16 protein-coding genes are annotated in these 18,255 nt (G+C 55.8%); 12 read left to right on the top strand and 4 right to left on the bottom strand.

Annotated elements, in window-relative coordinates:
• The first annotated feature begins 478 nt into the window (after window positions 1-478).
• Both AB1L30_RS20190 and AB1L30_RS20185 read left to right on the top strand, forming a co-directional pair.
• Complete coding sequence (locus tag AB1L30_RS20190; protein ID WP_367015402.1) at window positions 479-2,293, top strand: alpha-amylase family glycosyl hydrolase; 1,815 nt, start codon at window positions 479-481, stop codon at window positions 2,291-2,293.
• Between the two features lie 262 nt (window positions 2,294-2,555).
• On the top strand, window positions 2,556-3,416 hold the full coding sequence (locus AB1L30_RS20185) for a PRC-barrel domain-containing protein (protein WP_367015400.1): 861 nt from the start codon (window positions 2,556-2,558) through the stop codon (window positions 3,414-3,416).
• 111 nt (window positions 3,417-3,527) lie between these two features.
• Here the strand turns inward: AB1L30_RS20185 and AB1L30_RS20180 are convergent, their stop codons facing one another.
• Both AB1L30_RS20180 and AB1L30_RS20175 read right to left on the bottom strand, forming a co-directional pair.
• A complete protein-coding gene (locus AB1L30_RS20180) occupies window positions 3,528-3,974 on the bottom strand; it encodes a hypothetical protein (protein ID WP_367015398.1) in 447 nt (148 codons plus the stop codon).
• A 49-nt stretch (window positions 3,975-4,023) separates the two neighbouring features.
• Complete coding sequence (locus AB1L30_RS20175; RefSeq protein WP_367015396.1) at window positions 4,024-4,926, bottom strand: DUF1559 domain-containing protein; 903 nt, start codon at window positions 4,924-4,926, stop codon at window positions 4,024-4,026.
• Window positions 4,927-5,523: 597 nt separating this feature from the next.
• Between AB1L30_RS20175 and AB1L30_RS20170 the strand changes: the two genes are divergently transcribed.
• On the top strand, window positions 5,524-6,504 hold the full coding sequence (locus AB1L30_RS20170; RefSeq protein WP_367015394.1) for an NAD-dependent epimerase/dehydratase family protein: 981 nt from the start codon (window positions 5,524-5,526) through the stop codon (window positions 6,502-6,504).
• A gap of 14 nt (window positions 6,505-6,518) precedes the next feature.
• Window positions 6,519-7,829 (top strand): serine hydrolase domain-containing protein, encoded by a 1,311-nt coding sequence (locus AB1L30_RS20165; protein ID WP_367015392.1) that lies wholly within the window; start codon window positions 6,519-6,521, stop codon window positions 7,827-7,829.
• On the opposite strand, the gene AB1L30_RS20160 is transcribed toward AB1L30_RS20165, so the two are convergent.
• On the bottom strand, window positions 7,826-8,872 hold the full coding sequence (locus AB1L30_RS20160) for a transaldolase family protein (RefSeq protein WP_367015390.1): 1,047 nt from the start codon (window positions 8,870-8,872) through the stop codon (window positions 7,826-7,828). The two genes, AB1L30_RS20165 and AB1L30_RS20160, sit on opposite strands and share 4 nt — an antisense overlap.
• Window positions 8,873-9,283: 411 nt before the next feature.
• Here AB1L30_RS20160 and AB1L30_RS20155 point away from each other — a divergent pair, with 411 nt between their 5' ends.
• The 8 genes from AB1L30_RS20155 to AB1L30_RS20120 all read left to right on the top strand — a co-directional run bounded on the left by AB1L30_RS20155 (window position 9,284) and on the right by AB1L30_RS20120 (window position 17,806).
• A complete protein-coding gene (locus tag AB1L30_RS20155) occupies window positions 9,284-12,610 on the top strand; it encodes an MMPL family transporter (RefSeq protein WP_367015388.1) in 3,327 nt (1,108 codons plus the stop codon).
• 118 nt (window positions 12,611-12,728) lie between these two features.
• Complete coding sequence (gene def / locus AB1L30_RS20150; protein ID WP_345089697.1) at window positions 12,729-13,307, top strand: peptide deformylase; 579 nt, start codon at window positions 12,729-12,731, stop codon at window positions 13,305-13,307.
• 33 nt (window positions 13,308-13,340) lie between these two features.
• A complete protein-coding gene (gene fmt, locus AB1L30_RS20145; RefSeq protein WP_367015386.1) occupies window positions 13,341-14,327 on the top strand; it encodes a methionyl-tRNA formyltransferase in 987 nt (328 codons plus the stop codon).
• A 161-nt stretch (window positions 14,328-14,488) separates the two neighbouring features.
• Window positions 14,489-14,725 carry a hypothetical protein gene (locus AB1L30_RS20140; protein WP_367015384.1) on the top strand — a complete coding sequence of 79 codons (237 nt, stop codon included), beginning with the start codon at window positions 14,489-14,491 and terminating at the stop codon, window positions 14,723-14,725.
• Between the two features lie 72 nt (window positions 14,726-14,797).
• Window positions 14,798-16,228, top strand: coding sequence for a tRNA (N6-isopentenyl adenosine(37)-C2)-methylthiotransferase MiaB (gene miaB / locus AB1L30_RS20135; RefSeq protein ID WP_345089706.1), 1,431 nt, complete (start codon window positions 14,798-14,800; stop codon window positions 16,226-16,228).
• Between the two features lie 115 nt (window positions 16,229-16,343).
• The gene (locus AB1L30_RS20130) at window positions 16,344-16,919 is read left to right on the top strand and encodes an NAD(P)H-dependent oxidoreductase (RefSeq protein ID WP_345089708.1); all 576 of its coding nucleotides are present in this window, start codon (window positions 16,344-16,346) and stop codon (window positions 16,917-16,919) included.
• Between the two features lie 103 nt (window positions 16,920-17,022).
• A complete protein-coding gene (locus tag AB1L30_RS20125) occupies window positions 17,023-17,388 on the top strand; it encodes a hypothetical protein (protein ID WP_367015382.1) in 366 nt (121 codons plus the stop codon).
• A 43-nt stretch (window positions 17,389-17,431) separates the two neighbouring features.
• Window positions 17,432-17,806 (top strand): hypothetical protein, encoded by a 375-nt coding sequence (locus AB1L30_RS20120; RefSeq protein WP_367015380.1) that lies wholly within the window; start codon window positions 17,432-17,434, stop codon window positions 17,804-17,806.
• A gap of 109 nt (window positions 17,807-17,915) precedes the next feature.
• On the opposite strand, the gene AB1L30_RS20115 is transcribed toward AB1L30_RS20120, so the two are convergent.
• Window positions 17,916-18,062, bottom strand: a complete 147-nt coding sequence (locus AB1L30_RS20115; protein ID WP_345089714.1) for a hypothetical protein — start codon at window positions 18,060-18,062, stop codon at window positions 17,916-17,918.
• Between the last annotated feature and the right edge of the window lie 193 nt (window positions 18,063-18,255).

Here is an 18,255-nt window from a genome sequence, read left to right as displayed (position 1 = left end):
CCGTTGCGACAAGCGTGATTTCGGATCAGCCTGACTCGGAATCAGCCAACCAGCAGGGGGCCTCGTAAAACGTATAAGGGGGCGTTCTTCCCCATTTTACCTGCGTCTTGGGGGCCTGGCTTCGATTTGGCTTCGAAATTCGAGCGTTCTCGCCGTTTTGGCACAGGCAATGCATTTTAGGGCCGGGCAGTTGTGAAAGAACGTGGGAGCAAAGATTGGCCTACTAAGGATTTTTCATCCTTCCACAGTTGCTTTCGCAACTTTTGTAAGTCTGTGAAAAATTCCAGGAAGCAGGCAAGTGGCCCGTGGTCAGTCGACTTGAAGACCCCCGATTTTGAGTCGGCCTCCACGGCGCCCTTTTTTTCTCTCTGCATGACCTCTTTGCCAGCAGAAATATCGTCGGAACGCTATCGCAACGGTCGCCGCTGCGAGCAGGCTGCGACGTTTCACCTATCAACCACTAACAGGAACAACCACTATGGCAACCGCATCCGGTTCGTCGTCTGCAACGTCTTCGGTCCATTCGGGCATGGGACCGATCCCGCATGAGTCTGGCGTCGCGTTTCGTCTCTGGGCACCTCACGCGGAACAAGTCAGTATCGTTGGAACCTTCAACGACTGGGATGCGTCGGCGATGCCGATGCAGCAGGAAAAAAATGGGAATTGGTACATCGATGTCGCCGAAGCCAAGGCCGGCGACGAATACCGCTACATGCTGAAGTGTGGCGATCAGGAAGTGAGCCGCATGGATCCTCGCGCGCGGGAAGTGACCAACTCGGTTGGCAACAGCGTGATCCATCGAACCGATTTCGACTGGGGCGACGACAATTACCAGTTGCCACCCTGGAATGAAGTCGTGCTGTACGAAATGCACCTTGGGACCTTTAATCGCACCGATGAAGACACCGTCGGCACGTTCCGCGACGCGATCCGTCGACTCGATCACCTTGTGAAAATGGGCGTGAACGTCGTCCAGTTGATGCCGCTATGCGAGTTCGCCGGCAACATCAGTTGGGGATATAACCCCGCCCAAATTTTCGCGGTGGAAAGCAGCTACGGCGGGCCACGCGGTTTCAAGCACTTCGTGAAAGCCGCCCACGAACGTGGGATCGGCGTGATCCAAGACGTGGTTTACAACCACTTCGGCCCAAGCGATCTCGATATCTGGCAGTTCGATCTGTGGAACGAGAACGAAAAGGGTGGCATCTATTTCTACAACGATTGGCGGAGCAAGACTCCGTGGGGCGACACGCGGCCTGACTATGGTCGTGGCGAAGTCCGTCAGTTCATCTACGACAACGCCATGATGTGGGTGAACGACTATCATGTCGATGGTTTGCGTTACGACATGACGCTTTACATGCGAAGTGTCGACGGGAGCGACGAACTGCCAGAAGGCTGGAGTTTGACGCAGTGGATCAATAAAGACCTGAGCGAGATGAAGCCAGGCATCATGTTGATCGCTGAAGACCTGCAGACCAACAGCTATCTGACTAAGACGGCTGCGGAAGGTGGCGCAAATTTCTCGAGTCAGTGGGACGCGGAGTTCGTCCATCCGGTCCGAGATGTCGCCATGCAGCCGAGTGATGATGGTCGCGATTTGAACAAATTGATTCGCGCAATCACCTTCCGCTATAACCTCGATGCGTTTGAACGCGTGGTTTATACCGAGTCGCACGACGAGGTTGCCAACGGCAAGCAGCGGTTGCCTTCCGAGATCGCGCCGGAAGATCCAACCGACGGCTATGCCCGGCATCGCTCGACGCTAGCAGCGGGCATCATGCTGACGACGCCTGGCGTTCCGATGCTATTCCAGGGACAAGAAATGCTGCAGGATGGCTGGTTTCAAGATACCGAGCCTCTCGATTGGGATCGTAAGCAAGAGTTCCCCGGCGTTGGCTTGTTGTATCGCGATATGATCCATGCCCGCCGCAATCTGGCAGGCGTCACCCGTGGTTTGCAAGGCCAGCATGTGTCGGTCTTTCATCGTAACGATGAAAAGAAGTTGATCGCGTATCAGCGCTGGGCCGACCACGGAAAGGGTGACGATGTGATCGTGGTGGTGAATTTCTCGAGCGAAGCGATCGAGAATTACACGATTGGTTTCCCTTGTGGAGGAAACTGGAAGCTGCGACTCAATTCGGCCGCGTCGGTTTATAACGCGACATTCGTTTCGTCGACGGTGGCAGAACTGACGCCTGAAGAGAAAGCGTATGACGGTATGACGCACGCCGGTACGCTTTCGATTAGTCCTTATAGCCTGCTGATCTATTCGCAGGATCCCGATTGTTAAGGTTTCCCGACTGCCCTGGACTGCTCGCTGATGGATTGGCGAGCAGTCTGTTCGGTAAACGATCAGCTATCTCTCCCAAGCCTCGACGCATTTCTTCCTGTCGATGGATATACAGGGCAGCGAGGTGAAGAACGAGCCTCATTCTTCGAAGAAATCGCCATCTCGCACTTTTTTCTCTGCAGTCAGGCAAAGGCGGTATGGCACTTGCAATATTACTCTCACAACCCTGAACAAAATTCAGTTTCTTTTAGGAGATTATGCAATGTTAGTGACTCGTATTTTAGGACTTTTCCTCGTTCTCGGTCTGGTCGCTCCGGTTGTTGCCGATGATGCGAAAACGAAAGAAGAGAAGTCCGAAACAACCACCAAGCAAGTCGAGAAGTCCGGTGATCAGCATATCGCTGCCAGCCGTGTGATCGGCGCGAGCGTTTACGGCTCGAATCAGGAAGACACCATTGGCTCGGTCAACGACATCGTTACCACCAAAGATGGTAAAGTCGTCTACCTGGTGATCGGTAGTGGCGGCCTCGCTGGTGTCGGTGAAACCGAACACGGTGTTCCCGCCAAAGCCGTTGACCTGAAGTGGGTCAAAGATGGCGACGAAAAGACTCTGAAAGTAAGCTTGCCAATGACTGCTGAAGACCTGGAAAAGGCTCCAGCGCTGTCGCTCGACCATGCTGCTGACCTGACCGTTGATTCGTTCCAGGAACGTAACAGCAAGTACTTCAAGTCGGAAAAGACGGAAAAGATCGATGCCAACAACATGTACTTGGTCTCGGAATTGATGGACCTGGACGTGGAGGGTAATGGCAGCGAATCGGTTGGTGCGATTGAAGACATCGTGTTCAACCACAAGGAAGTCTGTGAAGCTGCTTACTTCATCATCGGTTCGGGTGGAACGCTCGGTATCGGTGAAAGCTACACCGCAGTTCCAGCTAAGAAGTTGAAGGTCACCAAGACTAAGGACGACCAGTACACCGCGATGATCGACGCTGATAAGAAGGTCATCGGTGCTGCTCCGAAGGTTACTTCGGACAAGTACTACGCCGAACTGGAAAACAAGGAAACCCGCTCGAACGTTGATAAGGCTTTCGCTGAAGCCGGTTCGACCGACAACGAGTAATTAGGTCTCTAGTCGCTAATCAGACTGGCGACGCTTAAGACCACGCAATCCGCGGAAGCGGGAGGACGCACTCTGCCCTTGGAGTGCGTCCTTTTTTTGTTCGAACGTGAGCTAGGCTCCTCGCCCGCCAGAGGTTCGCGTCTTGGGCAACTTCAAATCGCCCGGCACGACGATCGCTTGCTCGGAAGCAGCTTCGGGAAGTTCGATTTCCAGCTCGTAGTCGGGAAACAGCATCTGACCCTTGGGGGAAAGATCGCCGTCGCCGTTACCATCCAGTCCGACCACGCGGGCAATGTGCGGCCCGCCGATATGCCCTCGCTGTGACGAGGAAGAATCGAACTTGCCGTCGATAATCTCAATCGAAACAGCGGCTCCGCTGTTTCCCTTCTGAGCGTCCGGGATCAAGGTGATCGAGCCGCTTGGAATCGGCTTTTCGCCGTAGGTTGCGGTGCCCGAGATTGGATACGTCTGCAGGCCATTGCCGGAATTACAACCGGAGGCCATGCCCATCAAGGCGATGCCGAGAAGGGCGAGGTAACGAAAACGAGGGGAGTTCATCGAATCGTTCCTTTCCCAAAGAAAAAGTGCATGAACAAGTGGAGGGGAATTACTGCGAGCTGATTGCTTCGCCCCCTGCCTTGCTGGCTCCTGCCAGGAACGCGTCGAAATTCATGGTCTCGGCCACGAACGCCACCGAGCCGTCCCCACGCGAGAACATCGCTCCGCCTGGGTGCATACTGCCGAACGCGACCGTATTCCACTTATCGCTGTTGCCGCTGTTGATCGGGTACTGAACGTTCTTGGTCAACAGATATAGCGTGCCACGGGTGGCGTCTTCCAGCTTGGCGCGCATCCACCAGCGACGGTAAGGCATCTCGCGCCACGAGTTTTCGCCCAGCAAATAGGTGTTCGATAGGCCGTCGGTGACGTCGCGCATCTTCGAGCCCCACTGCCACAAGATCCCTTCGGTGCATTCACCGCCGAATTCTTCCGACATGTCTTTGCAGACATAGTTGCCGCCAGTGGCTGGATTAGTGCCGACAGGACCGAGGATCCCGAAGTAATGGGCGACGTACGACTGCTCGCCGTTGTACATCTCGTCGGTACGAGGCGAATAGATATCGGTGCCAGGGGCGCTGGGGCACTGGAAGGCATCGATCTTCACCGGGCCGAACTTCATCCGGCTGGCAATGTTGTGCTTCCCCTCGTTGTAGTTGAGTTGGTCGGCGATCGAGCTTTGTTCCAACTGCGGAAGAATCGACGCAGTCCAGCCGATCTCGTTGGCCTTCATGCCAGGCAGCGGAAACTGACCATGCACATCGTGATAGTTGTGCATCGCTAAGGCGGTTTGCTTGAGATTGTTCGAGCACTGCATGCGGCGCGCGGCCTCGCGTGCCTGTTGAACGGCAGGCAACAGAAGTGCTATCAAAACTCCAATGATGGCGATTACCACCAAGAGCTCGACTAGGGTAAATCCGCGTGGAGGACGGACGAAGTTGGGCTGCGACATTGGTGTTTCTCTTGCAGAAGAAAGGATGAAAAAAAGATCGAAAACCGACCAAGTGAGAAAAACCGCGGTTCGTAACTATATCGCGTGACTAGCAAATCAACTAGATCTCAAAACCGCTGAAAATACGCATTGCGGAAGATACTTCGCCCACGCCTAGAAACAGTGGAAGTGAAGCTTCCTTAAGGTACTTCGTTGTAGCCAGTCAGCAATACCTTGATAGTGGCATTGGCCTGAAAATGCACACTTCGGCGTAGCAGTATTCCCGGCTGGCAAGAGGCGGCTAAATTGCGGGAGGAATGCGTTAAATTTCCACCATCAAGAATGGTTCGGCACGAGGGTCTGAAAGTTGCTCTCTGATCGCTAGCATGCGATCGGTCTGTTTCGCATGAAGAGACCCTGGCTAACAGGTCGAACCAAAAGGAGTAAAAACCGAGCTGACGAATGCTCGTCAGCCGCGGTGATGGTAATGCGGATCGCCTTTTGACGGCCCTGTTCCAGCTTGTTTAGAAGCCGTCGACTATGTCAATTCGTTTCGGCTCGAAACACAATTAAACTAGAAATCCACAACGCTGATTGACGCCTTGAGAGGAGATAAAAGTGCTGGCACTCGTGACTGGGGCAACCGGACTGGTGGGGAATAACGTCACCCGCATGCTGCTAGAACAAGGACATCAGGTCCGAGTGATGGTACGTGATCCGCGAGCCGATCGTTCGTTAGCAGGCCTCGATGTTGAGATTGTCCCAGGCGATGTTCGTGACGAAGAAACCGTCATGACCGCGGCGCGAGGCGTCGATGCGATCATCCATGCGGCGGCGATGGTTCACATCGGATGGAGCAAAGGCAAAGCCATGCGGCAGGTGAACGTCGATGGCTCGAAAGCGGTTGGCCGAGCCGCGATTAAGAATGGCGTCCGCATGGTCCATGTTTCGTCCGTCGATGCCCTGGGCGTTGGCAAAGAAGACGAGCCCGCCACGGAAGAGTCGCCGCGCGAAGGAAAGATTCCATGTCCTTACGTGTTGACCAAGCGCGAAGCGGAAGATGAACTGCGGGGAATGATGTCGGAAGGGCTCGACGTTGTCTTTATGAACCCTGCCTTGATGTTCGGTCCGTGGGACTGGAAGCCATCTTCCGGTCGGATGCTGATTTCAGTTGTGCAAAAGCAGCCACCGATGGCACCGCGCGGCGGTGGCAGTACTTGCGATGTTCGCGACGTGTCAGCGGCAATCATTCAAGGTATGACCAAGGGAAGGAGTGGCGAGAACTATATTCTCGCCGGCGAGAACCTGCGTTACTTTGAGTTATGGAAGCGAATGGCGAAGATCACCGGTCGACGACCTCCTTGGGGACGACTCGGACCGGTGATTGCGATGCTAGTCGGACTTGGCGGCGATGCGTATTCGCAAATGGATGGCACGGAATCGGAAGTCAACTCGGCCGCCATCAAGATCGCAAGCCAGTTCCACTATTACCTGAGCGACAAGGCGGAAGTGGAACTGGGCTATCACAACCGTCCGCTCGATCAGACGCTGGAAGATACATGGCTCTGGTTCCGTAAGTTTGGCTATTTACCCGAGTAAAGGTACCGAGCACGATGTCGGAACGATCATCAAGGCGAGCCTGGCTACTTCAAACCACCACGACTGCGGTCGCGGCATTGCTGGGAAGCAAGATCGCTCGGGGAGACGAAGACGAGGAGTCCATCGTTTCGACGGGGCATAGCCTGAAAGAGCCTGCCGCGTTTGACGCGGTTATGGAAACGTTCTTTCGCGAGAACCAACCGCTGGGTGCTTCCCTGGCGGTGGGCTATCGCGGCAACCTGGTCTACGCGAAAGGATTCGGCTACGCCGACCACGCTCGAACGAAGCCAGTCGAACCCGAGTCTTTATTTCGCATCGCCAGTATCAGCAAATCGATCACCGCCACTGCGGTAATGAAGCTCGTCGAGCAACAGAAAATCACGCTCGATCAACCGATTCTGCCGCTGCTGAAAACGCCGTACCTTGCTGAAGAAACTAGCCAATGGGTAGATCCTCGGCTGGCCACGGTGACCATACGGAACTGTCTACAGCACACGGCTGGTTTCGATACGCCTGTCTCCGGTGATCCATTCGCCATGAGCCATCAGATCAAGTCGAAACTGGGGAAGTCGTTTCCGTTGTCTCCCGAAGACCTGCTGCAGTTCGCGTTCACGCGTCCGCTCGACTTCGCTCCGGGCGAGAGGTTTTCGTACTCTAACGTTGGTTATCTCATGTTGGGGCAGATGATCGAGCAGGTCAGTGGCCAGCCTTACGATCAGTTCGTACAGAAGGAAGTTCTGCAGCCACTGGGAGTCGCCAACATGCGTCTGGCGCGAACGCTGCCGGAAGATCGTGCTCCGGACGAGGTCGAGTATCGTGACGGGCAACAACGCACCGGCCGATATGTTTTGGCTGACGAAGGGCCGGCGAAGATTCCTTTTCCATACGGTGCCGAACGGATCGAGAACCTCGCACCGGTCGGCGGTTGGTTGGCCTCCGCCAGCGATCTCGTGAAATTCACGTCAGGTTTATTCTTCCCTGCTGAAGAGCCGCTTTTGTCTTCGCAGAGCATGGAGACGATGTTCGCACCACCGAAGCTCAACGGGAAACAGTCGCCACCGACGGCGTACTACGGTTGTGGATGGATGGTGCGACCGGCAAAAGAGAGTTTGCTTCCGTGGACTTGCTGGCACAACGGAAGTCTTTCAGGCGTTTCGACGCTGCTCGTTTCCCGCGCGGATGGCGTGACTTGGGCGGTGCTGTTCAATCAAGACACCGCCCCGGATGGCCAGGCATTCGCCTCGAAGATCGATCCGCTGCTGCACGCTCCGGCCTCCACCGTGAAAGGCTGGCCGGAGGGTGATTTGCGGAGTAGCAAGCCTTAGACGGCTGCTTTCTTCGATTCGATCAACTGCAACAGGTTCTTCTGTGGATCGGCAAACTTGGCGATCCCTTCTTCCATCAGAACCTTTTCCAGATCGGCGTAGTCGACCTTGGCTTCCAGTTCGTCGAGGATGGCCTGGGATGGCATCTTGTCGATTTCTTTCTCGAACGCCTTGCCGCTCTCTTGAACCAGTTCGTTCGTCTTGGGCGGGTTGGTTTCGATGCCATCGCCAGCAAACGCAGCGACATACTTCCATGGTGGATCGGAAGGGAGCTTGGTACCTGTCGATGCGAAGATCAACTCTTGCTGCAGCTTCAAACCTTTCGACTTCCAGAAGTCGTCGTTGTCTTTCCAGATGTTCTTCGCGTTGACAATCCCCAACTGGCCCTGGGCCTCGTCACTCAGATCGGGGATGTGCTTCTCGGTGTAAACGTCGACGCGGGAAACGAAGATCGAGTAGACACTCTTGAAGCCGTCGAGCGACTCGCGACGCTGAGCACCACGCCAGACCGCTTCCCGGGCCGCATGATACTGACGCATCGTGAAGCAAAGTGTCACGTTCAAGGTAATGCCAGCGGCACACAATTCTTCCAAAGCATCAATCCCTGCTGGTGTGGCAGGAACTTTGATCATGCGGTTCTTGTGACCCAGACCCCAGAACTTGCCGAGCTCGATGTATTTGGCGACCCGTTCTTCGTGCGGCATGTTGCGTTCTGGATCTTCCAGCAGCGGATCGAGCTCGAAGCTGACGTAGCCGTCGTTGCCTTCGGTCTTTTCCCAAACCGGCAGAAAGACATCTTGCGCGTTCTGCACCAATCGATTGGTAATCGACCAGGCAATTTCGCCTGATTCTTTTCCTTGCGAGGTCAGTTCTTCGATCCAGCTGTCGAATTTGCCTGATTTGATCAAATCGGAGACGATAACCGGGTTCGAGGTCGCCCCCGAGACACCGAGCTTGTAATTGCTATCGACCAGCTGCGGATCGATCGAATCGAGCCAAACTTTGGTGCCTGCCTGAATGAGTGTCTCGAGTGGCGTCGTCATCGGAGCCTCCTTGTCGAGGTTAATGGTGCAAGAACATGTCGTGTCTGCCGTATTCTACCGGAGTCAACGGAGGGATTCTCGATTTTCTGGGGACCGAAGGTTCAGGAATCGTCCTCAATCACCGTCTGGCGTAATTACGTAAAATGGGGTGACTGCGCCTGCCATAGACTCAAGTTGTAGAAAACTGTAGCTTTAAACGCTGAAGCGCGTGAAATTTAGCCCCGATTGAGCTGATTTTACGCAGGCAGCTTACGGCAAAAGAACTTTTGATGAAGGGGCTGGCAACAAGAGCCCTAACATCGATGCCGTGCCTACCGTCCGATTCGGTGGGATTCGATTCTTGGTACCAGCAACCAACGAACCCCTAATCAAAGCTGTCCCAGGATTCTCAAAGAGCGGATTTTGATGCAGATGCGTCGACCTACATTCTTCGAGCGATACGCCCTATTCGTTTTGATGGCGATTTTCTTTCTTGTGCCCTTCGCGCTGCGCGGTGCACGACTGTCGCTAGAACGGATGAAGAATGATGTGAAGGACTGGTTGCCCGACGACTTCGCCGAGACGTCGGAGTTAGACTGGTTCCGCGATCATTTTCTGGGCGAGCAATTCGTACTGGTCAGTTGGGACGGATGCACGGCTGACGATCAACGACTCGAGTTGCTTGCGCGCCTGCTGGTTCCACCACCAGCTGTTGAAGGAGAAGAAGCCAAGGAACCGGTCGATCATCGGATGCCTGACTTCATCGGTGACGAACTGGGACTCTATTATCCCGGTGAAGAGCACACCAACTGGGCTGGCGAGAACGAGAAGTGGCTGCTGGGGAATCAATCGACCTGGTACTACATTCTCGAGAATGGCGAGATCTATAAGTGGAACGGGCAGAACACGGTCCTGGGCGCATTGGGCCGCGCCAGCGAACGCTTGTTCACAGGAGGTAACTCGATCGGTGGCGAGTACGTCAAAAAGGTCGACACCTTCTATTACGAAAAACCAAAACGCCTGCAGGCACGCCTTTTCAAGTCGGTGACCACCGGTCCCGATGTCTTGGCCAGTTTGTCCGCTCCTGGCGGTACGCTGCTGCGGACCGACAACCCTTCGCCGCAAGAACTGGAAGAAGCACGGAAGAAGGCTCTCGATCGGTTAACGGGAACGCTGTTTGGTCCCGACGGCAAGCAAACCTGTTTGATTGTCACGCTGACCGACGCCGGCAAAGTCGATCTCCGCCGCACGATGGGACATGGCGTCCTGGGACGTCCGCGTGGTCAGCTCGAAGAGTTGGCCGAGCAGGCAGGCATTACGACAGAAGAACTCCGATTGGGCGGTCCGCCGGTCGATAACGTTTCGATCGACGAAGAAGGCGAACGAACGCTGGCCCGCCTGGTGACCTTCGCGGTGATCATTGGGTTGGGACTCTCTTATCTCTGCCTGCGAAGTATCAAGCTGACGATCATGGTCTTCTTCGTTGGTGGTATCAGCGCCGTGGCGAGTTTGTCGCTGGTGTGGTGGACCGCCGGAACGTTCATCTGGTGGCTCGATCCCACGACCGACGCGGTGATGATGTCGATGCCGGCGGTGGTTTACGTGCTCGGTCTATCGGGCGCGATCCATATCGTGAATTACTATCGCGATGTCGTGCAAGAAACTGGAACGCTGCGCAACGCTCCGGAACTGACCGTGGCCCATGGTTGGTATCCATGTACGATCGCTGCCGTGACGACGGCGGTTGGTTTGGGTTCGCTCGCGACCAGTAGCATCATGCCGATTCACAAATTCGGTATCTTCTCGGCACTGGGGGTGTTGGCAACGTTGGTGTTGTTGTTTACCTATCTGCCGGCCGCTTTGCAGATGTGGCCGCCGAGTCCGGCAGGCAAGAAGGGTGAACTGACTCCGAAAGAACCATCGCCAACCGGAAAATGGATTCGCGGCATGGGCGATCGCATTGGTGACTACATCATTGCGAACAACGTCAAGGTTGCTCTCAGCTGTATGGCGATCTTCTTGTTCTTCGCCTTTGGCCTGCAGTATCTGAAGACTTCGGTCCAGTTGCTGAAGATGTTCGACAACGATGCCCGCATCATCAAAGACTATGCGTGGCTGGAAGGTCACCTGGGCAAGCTGGTTCCGATGGAACTGGTAGTCCGCGTCGAACCGGAAATGCTGTATTACGGCGAGACCGATCCTGACAAGGCATACAATCCCAAGGCTCTGGAAAGCGAAAAGAAGCTCGATCCCAAGTTCCAGTACAAGTTCCTGGAACGGATGGAAATGGCCCAGCGTGTCGCCAATGTCGTGGAGGAATACCTGGGCCCCGATGGCTCGAAGTTGGTGGGGCCACCGATGTCGGCGCTGACTTTTGCTCCGGAACTTCCCGATGCTGGTAGCAGCACCGCGTCGCTTTCGGAACGCTATACCTACAGCACACAGTTAGAGGCTTCGTTCAACGAGTTCGTGCGGTCCGACTACTTGCGTGTCGACAAGCAGAACGGCGCCGAGTTGTGGCGTGTCAGCTTGCGTCTGGGAGCCCTCGAGAACATCGACTATGGAAACTTCGTCAACGAGCTGAAGCGCGTGACGGAGCCGGTCATGGATGCCTATGCGGCCCGCGACCAAATCTTGAAGGCCATCGATAAAGACCGGGATGGCAAAGGCTACGTGAATGCCAAGGTTGCGCTGTTGGGCGTGAATTACGAAACCGCCAAGGCTCGCGAAGAAGCGGGTGAGGAAACGGATCACGACCTGTACGACCATATCGACGCTACCAAGGTCTTCGCGGAAACGCTTCGTGACCTGCTGGTGAATGCCCGTATCAAGGTGCTGGATCACGATCCCGGCACGCATAGCGAGAATCGTCTGGATTACATCCTGAACGACAATCGCGGGCACGCGGAATATGTCGTGCTGATCGAACCCAATGCAGCCTACAACATGTCGGCGATTGGTGAGAACGCGAACATCAAGCAGACCTTCGACATGACCCAGCACGAATACAACGGGCAGCAGATTGCTCGGATGTATAGCGATGAACGTCCGCCGGTCTCGATGGTTTACACCGGGGTCGTGCCGGTCGTTTACAAAGCTGCTCGGACGCTGCTCTCGAACCTGATTGAAAGTACCGTCTGGGCATTTGTTCTGATCGCTCTGGTGATGTCACTGGTGCTCAAGAGCTTGCGTGCCGGTTTGATCTCGATGTTGCCGAACGTCTTCCCGATCTGCGTGGTCTTTGGCTTTATGTCTTGGACGGGGATGGAAGTCGACATCGGTACCATGATGACTGCCAGCGTGGCGATGGGTGTGGCTGTGGACGATACGGTTCACTTCCTGACCTGGTTCCGCTGGGGGCTCGATGAAGGATATACCCGCGCTCGCGCGATTAAAGAAGCATATAGCCGCTGTGCCATGGCCATGTTCCAGACGACCATCATCGGTGGTCTCGGACTGGCAGTCTTCGGCCTGAGCACCTTCACCCCGACGCAGCGGTTTGGTTACCTGATGGTTTCGCTACTGGCTGTTGCCTTGGTGGGCGACTTGATCTTCCTGCCGGCGCTGCTGGCGGGGCCGCTGGGGCGCGTGTTCCGCCCGGATCATAAGGCCCGCGAAAAGAAGTCGGACGACGACGATTCGACGCCTGAGCCGACCAAGGACGAGACCTCAGAGTCGTCGGCGCCTGTCGTCTCGGAAGGGGAAGAAGCGGATGAACCGCGCGTCTACCCGGTTCATGGCCGGAGTCGGCCGGCCTAGCGTCGGCCTGTCGACCAGCCCCCAATTCTTCCTATAATGGATCGTTTCGCCGCCTCTTTCTCTCGCAAACAGGGAGGCGGCAAGAGCTGTTGGGGCGCTGGCACTTAGGACCGATACGTTGCAGATTATCCACTTCCCTCACCCGACCCTGCGTTACAAGTCGAAGCCTGTCAAAAAGGTCGATGCCGAACTTCGCGCCATGATTGGCGAGATGTTCGATCTGATGTACCAGGCTCGCGGGATCGGCCTGGCCGCTAATCAGGTGGGTATTCCGCTGCGGTTCTTCATCATGAATCTGGCAGGCGAAAAGGGGGAAGGCGAAGAGCTCGTCTTCATCAATCCGACCATCGGTCGCACCACCGGTACCGACGAAGCGGAAGAAGGCTGTCTCAGCCTGCCGGGCGTTTATGGCCCTGTGCTTCGTCCGGCCGAGATTCTGTTTAGTGCGTACATGCTCAACGGCCAGAAGTTCGAGCAGAAGGTCGACGGCATGTTCGCTCGCTGCGTCCAGCACGAGACCGACCACCTCGACGGTATCATGTTCACCGATCGCATGGACGACGAATCGCTCTACGAGATTCAACCGCAAGTCGATCAGTTCGAGCTGACCTTCGAACGGCTCCGCAGCGAAGGCAAGCTGCCGACCGACGAAGAGATCGTGAAGTTCCAGAACGAGCTCGAAGCGAAGTACGCCTAGTCTGCCGCACGCAGCGTGTTGGAAGGATCTGTCATGCGAATCGTTATGATGGGAACCGGGCCGTTCGCGGTTCCGACGTTTCAGGCCCTGATCGAGAGCGATCACGAAGTGGTCTGTCTGTTCACGCAGCCGGTTCGCACGGTGCATCGACGCAAGTCGTCGGTCCCGACTCCGATGCGTGATGTCGCCACCGAGCATGGTTTGCCGATCTACGATCCGGAAAGCATCAACACCGACGAGTCGCGCGAACTGCTTCGGCAACTTCAGCCGGAACTGCTGGTGGTATGCGACTACGGTCAGATCTTATCGCGAGAGTCCCTGGCGACGTCGAAGTTCGGTGGAATCAATCTGCACGGTTCGATCTTGCCGAAGTATCGTGGCGCAGCGCCGGTCAACTGGGCGATTCTCAGTGGCGATGAAGAGACGGGCATCACCGTCATTCACATGACCCCCAAGCTCGATGGCGGACCTTGCCTGAAGATCGTGCGGACGCCGATCGGTCCGACCGAAACGGCGGTCGACCTCGAGCCTCGTTTGGCCCAGCTTGGCGTGGCTGCGGTAGTCGAGTCGATTGAACTTCTGCTGACGCACGATCCCGATACGCTGGTGGGCGAGCCGCAGGATCCGGCATTGGTCTCGAAGGCACCGCGACTGAAGAAGTCGGACGCCGACATTAACTGGAGTGATCCAGCCGAACTGATCTACAACAAGTTCCGCGCCTATCAGCCATGGCCTGGCTGTTACACCCATTGGGTGCGAGAGGGCAAGCCGCCGATGCGACTGCTGCTATCGAAAGTGAGCCTGGTTCGTGAGTCGGCCGCTGCCGAGTTTCCGCCCGGGACAATTTGTGCGGCGGAAGGAGACCAACTGAGCTTCGCGGCGGAAGGTGGCCAGATCGTTGTCGAGATGATCCAGCCTGCCGGAAAGAAGCCGATGGCCGCGGCTGAGTTCGTACGCGGAAACCATCCTAGCCCCGGCGATCGGTTGATGTCGGAAGGCGATCTTCCCCAATCTTCCTGAGTTGGACCGGCGACAGCACCCCAGGAGGGGGCCGACGATGCGAAAAGGCTCGTTTTCGGCCTGAATTGCCCAGCTTGCCCTGGAAATCCCTCTCGCCCCGAAAGGGGGTCGTTGTTTAAGATACACCGTTGGTTTTCTGCACGGACGCGGGAATATACGCTGTGAGTCGCTGGGACATCGTTCTATTTGCCGGAGCTTGTTACGTCGCCATCATTGGGTTGGTGCGGCTGATGCGGGTACGTCGTATCCGTCTCGAAAGGCAATTCCAAGAGGAATTCCGCAAGCAACGCGAGATCGCCCTGAAGCAAAAAGAGGAAGACGATCGCGTCGCCCGCGAGCGTGCTCAACAGCAACAGTTCGAAGAATTCATCAAGCAGAAACAGAAAGAAGTAGCCTAGTCGCCGGGCCATCAGTCGGCCCGATCGTTCGACTCGCTACCTTTGAATCTCTCTTAGCCCAAGTTCGTCCGCATGGAAAAACGTCTCTACATTGAAACCGTCGGTTGTCAGATGAACATGCTCGACAGCGAGCTGGTCGTGGCCACGCTGCGAAAGCAAGGCTACGTGCTGACGAACTCTCCTGAAGACGCCGATACGTTGCTGTTCAACACATGCAGCGTCCGCGAACAGGCCGAGAACAAAACCTACAGCCACTTGGGCGTGCTGCGCGATCTGAAGCAGCAGAACCCAGAGAAGATCATCGGCGTGATGGGCTGCATGGCTCAGAACCACCAGCACAAGATCTTCACGCGGGCACCTTACGTCGACCTGATTGTCGGTCCTGGTCAACTGCACCAGATTCCTTCGATGATCAACAAGATCGAAGCAGGCGAAGGAAAGCAGATCGAAGTGAGTCTTGGTCGTCGGGATGGTACCCGTGATCAGATCACCCGCAGCCACGAAAGCTTCGATCCGCTGCGTGATCCCGAGATGCGTCCGACGCCGTTTCAGGCTTATGTTCGGATTCAGATCGGCTGCGACAAGTTTTGCACCTACTGCATCGTGCCGAGTGTCCGTGGGCCAGAGCAAGGTCGTTCGCCGGAAGACATCATTCGCGAATGCCGTCACCTGGCCGAGCATGGCACGGTCGAGATCACGCTCGTCGGTCAGACGGTCAACAGCTACAAGGCGACCGACGCCAGCGGCAAGCAGTGGCGACTGGCCGACCTGCTGCTGGAGCTTCAAGCGATCGAAGGCTTGCAGCGTATCAAGTTCGTGACCAACTATCCGAAGGACATGACCCGCGAACTGTTGGAAGCGGTTCGTGATCTGAGCAAGGTTTCGCCGTACCTGCATGTGCCGCTGCAAAGTGGCTCGGACGAAGTGCTCAAGCGGATGAAGCGTGGCTACACCGTGGCCGACTACCGCGACATGATGGGCCGCATTCGCGAGATCGTTCCTGGCTACGCGGTCAGCAGTGACTTCATCGTTGGCTTCTGCGGCGAGACCGACGAAGACTTCCAGAAGACGGTCGAGCTGGTCGAAGAATGTCGCTTTAAGAACAGCTTCATCTTCAAGTACAGCGAACGCGAAGGCACCCGTGGTGCCGAACTGTTCATCGACGACATCCCGTATCACGTCAAGCAGCAGCGTAACAACGACCTGCTGGCGATCCAGAATCGCATCAGCCTGGAAGACAACCAGAAGATGGTTGGCGACACTGTTCATGTGCTGGTCGAAGGACCGAGCAAGACGGCGATCAAGAAGGCGGACGAGCCAGACAATCCGCATGCGATGCAGTTGATCGGCCGCACGCACTGCGACCGAATTGTCGTGTTCGATGGCAATCCGCGTCAGATTGGTCAGATCTTGCCGGTCGTCGTTTACGACTGCCATGCCCATACGCTGTTCGGCGAAGTGGTCACGCAGGAATGCGGTCCGGAACTGTTTGCTCTCGGCTAAGCCTTCGTTGCGGCCTTCTCCCCGCCCTCTGAGCGGGGATGGCTTTCCGCTGTAGATTTGCCTGTTAGGATGAAAGTCTCTTGGGACCTTTCATTCTTCTCGGAGCAATACAGCTATGAGCCAAACAAAGATTCTTGCCTTTGCCGGTAGCGCCCGTCGCGATTCGTATAACAAAAAGCTGGTCGCGATCGCTGCCAAAGGGGCGGAAGAAGCAGGAGCCGAGGTGACGCTTGTCGACCTGGCCGACTTCCCCATGCCGATCTACGACGGCGACTTGGAAGAATCGCAAGGCATTCCCGAAAACGCGCAAGTGCTGAAGGAACTCTTCCTCGCACACCAAGGGCTGTTGATTGCTTGCCCTGAATACAACAGCTCGATCACGCCGCTGCTGAAGAACACGATTGACTGGGTGTCTCGCCCTGCTCCGGGGGAGGGCCCTCTGGCGGCCTATCAAGGCAAAGTATGCTCGATCATGAGCGCTTCGCCGGGCGGTTTAGGAGGACTTCGCGGATTAGTATCCGTGCGTATGATTCTGGGGAATATCGGAGTTGTCGTGCTGCCAAAGCAGATGGCTATTTCGCAGGCTAATAATGCGTTCGCTGATGATGGTTCGCTCAAGGATGCGAAACAGCAAGAAACTGTACTAAGTCTCGGAAAAACATTATCCGAGTTCCTCAATAAGATGCGATAATTTTAATAGTGTCGCGCTAATCCACATTGTAGTTTCGCACAACACTATCCCGATTCGCTACCTAGAAGTTTCAAGCCAACATGGCGCCGATGGAAGGCTGAGGATGTCGAACGAACGCTTCGACATGGTCGAACACGAGGAATATCTCGAGTACGTCATCTCGGGGGATCCATCGGAGAAGGAGTGGATGGATTTGCTGGAAGATCAGGTCCAGCACATCCAGCAGACCGGTAAGACAAAGATCTACGTCGATGCCTCGGGTCTGACGGCTCCTCCAGTGTCCATGGTGCGTTATCGCATGGGGATTCGTACTGGGGAGCAATTCGGGGTTCATGCCCGCGTGGCGGTGCTTAGGCCCACGTGGGAACACGACAACTTTTGGGAAACGGTCGCGACCAATCGCGGAGCGATTGCAAGATCAGGAAACGATCGCGACGAGTTAATCCAATGGTTGCTAGGGGGTAACTGAGCTGGGCAACGGACTTCTCGACTCTCAAGGGCAGGTGAGACTCATGACTGTTTATGAACACAGTTTGATCGAGGAATTGGAAATCCTCGAGTTTGTGATGACGGAGGCGGATCAGGATGAAGAAGGGTGGGATGCCATGCTTCAAGCAATGGCTAGCGCTACCCGGAAGACCGGGATCCGTCGTATTCTTTTAGACCGAAGTCGTCTGGGCGAAGAGAACCCGTCCAAGCCAATGTTCGCCTATCGAACGGCTCTGCGGACCGCGGAGGTCTTCGGAGCCACCGTGCGAATCGCGGCCCAGGCTACCGGCAACGAGGACGACAACTTCTGGGAAACGGTCGCCTCGAACCGAGGGGCGATTGTCAAAGTCGGAACTCAGCGCGCTCCGCTGATCGACTGGCTGATGCAAGAAACCTGAGCCAGCACGAACGATCTGGTTCGTCGCGGGAAGAAAGCAACCGAACTGGTTGCTTCGGGTGAAGAGGGAAATCGAGTGGCCGACCTGACTCAGAAGGTCGCCAGGGTGATTACCACTTCGGGATATGCAGCTTGCGATTCATCAGCACGGCCCAGATGGTCATGCCGATCAAGATGATGCCTGCTGCCATCGGCAGTGCCATATCGAGATAGACGGTCATACCGAGCAGCGCAGCGAATACGACGAGATAGGACATAAATCAGCTTCCACAAAAATGACGAGACTCTGTGGAAGCCTTGTTCGAAAATTGCCTGGTGGCAAGCAGTTGCCGGTGGTGTGGCGCCAAGTTACTCGGGCTGACAGGCAAAAGCCCCGTAAAATCAGGCCAATCGCCATATTCGGCCAGCCTAAATACTCGGCATCATCGCTGCCCTCAATGCGCAACAAAA

It is taken from the genome of Bremerella sp. JC817, from assembly GCF_040718835.1.
Taxonomy (GTDB): Bacteria; Planctomycetota; Planctomycetia; order Pirellulales; family Pirellulaceae; genus Bremerella.
This window is presented reverse-complemented; position numbering and strand designations above follow the sequence as displayed.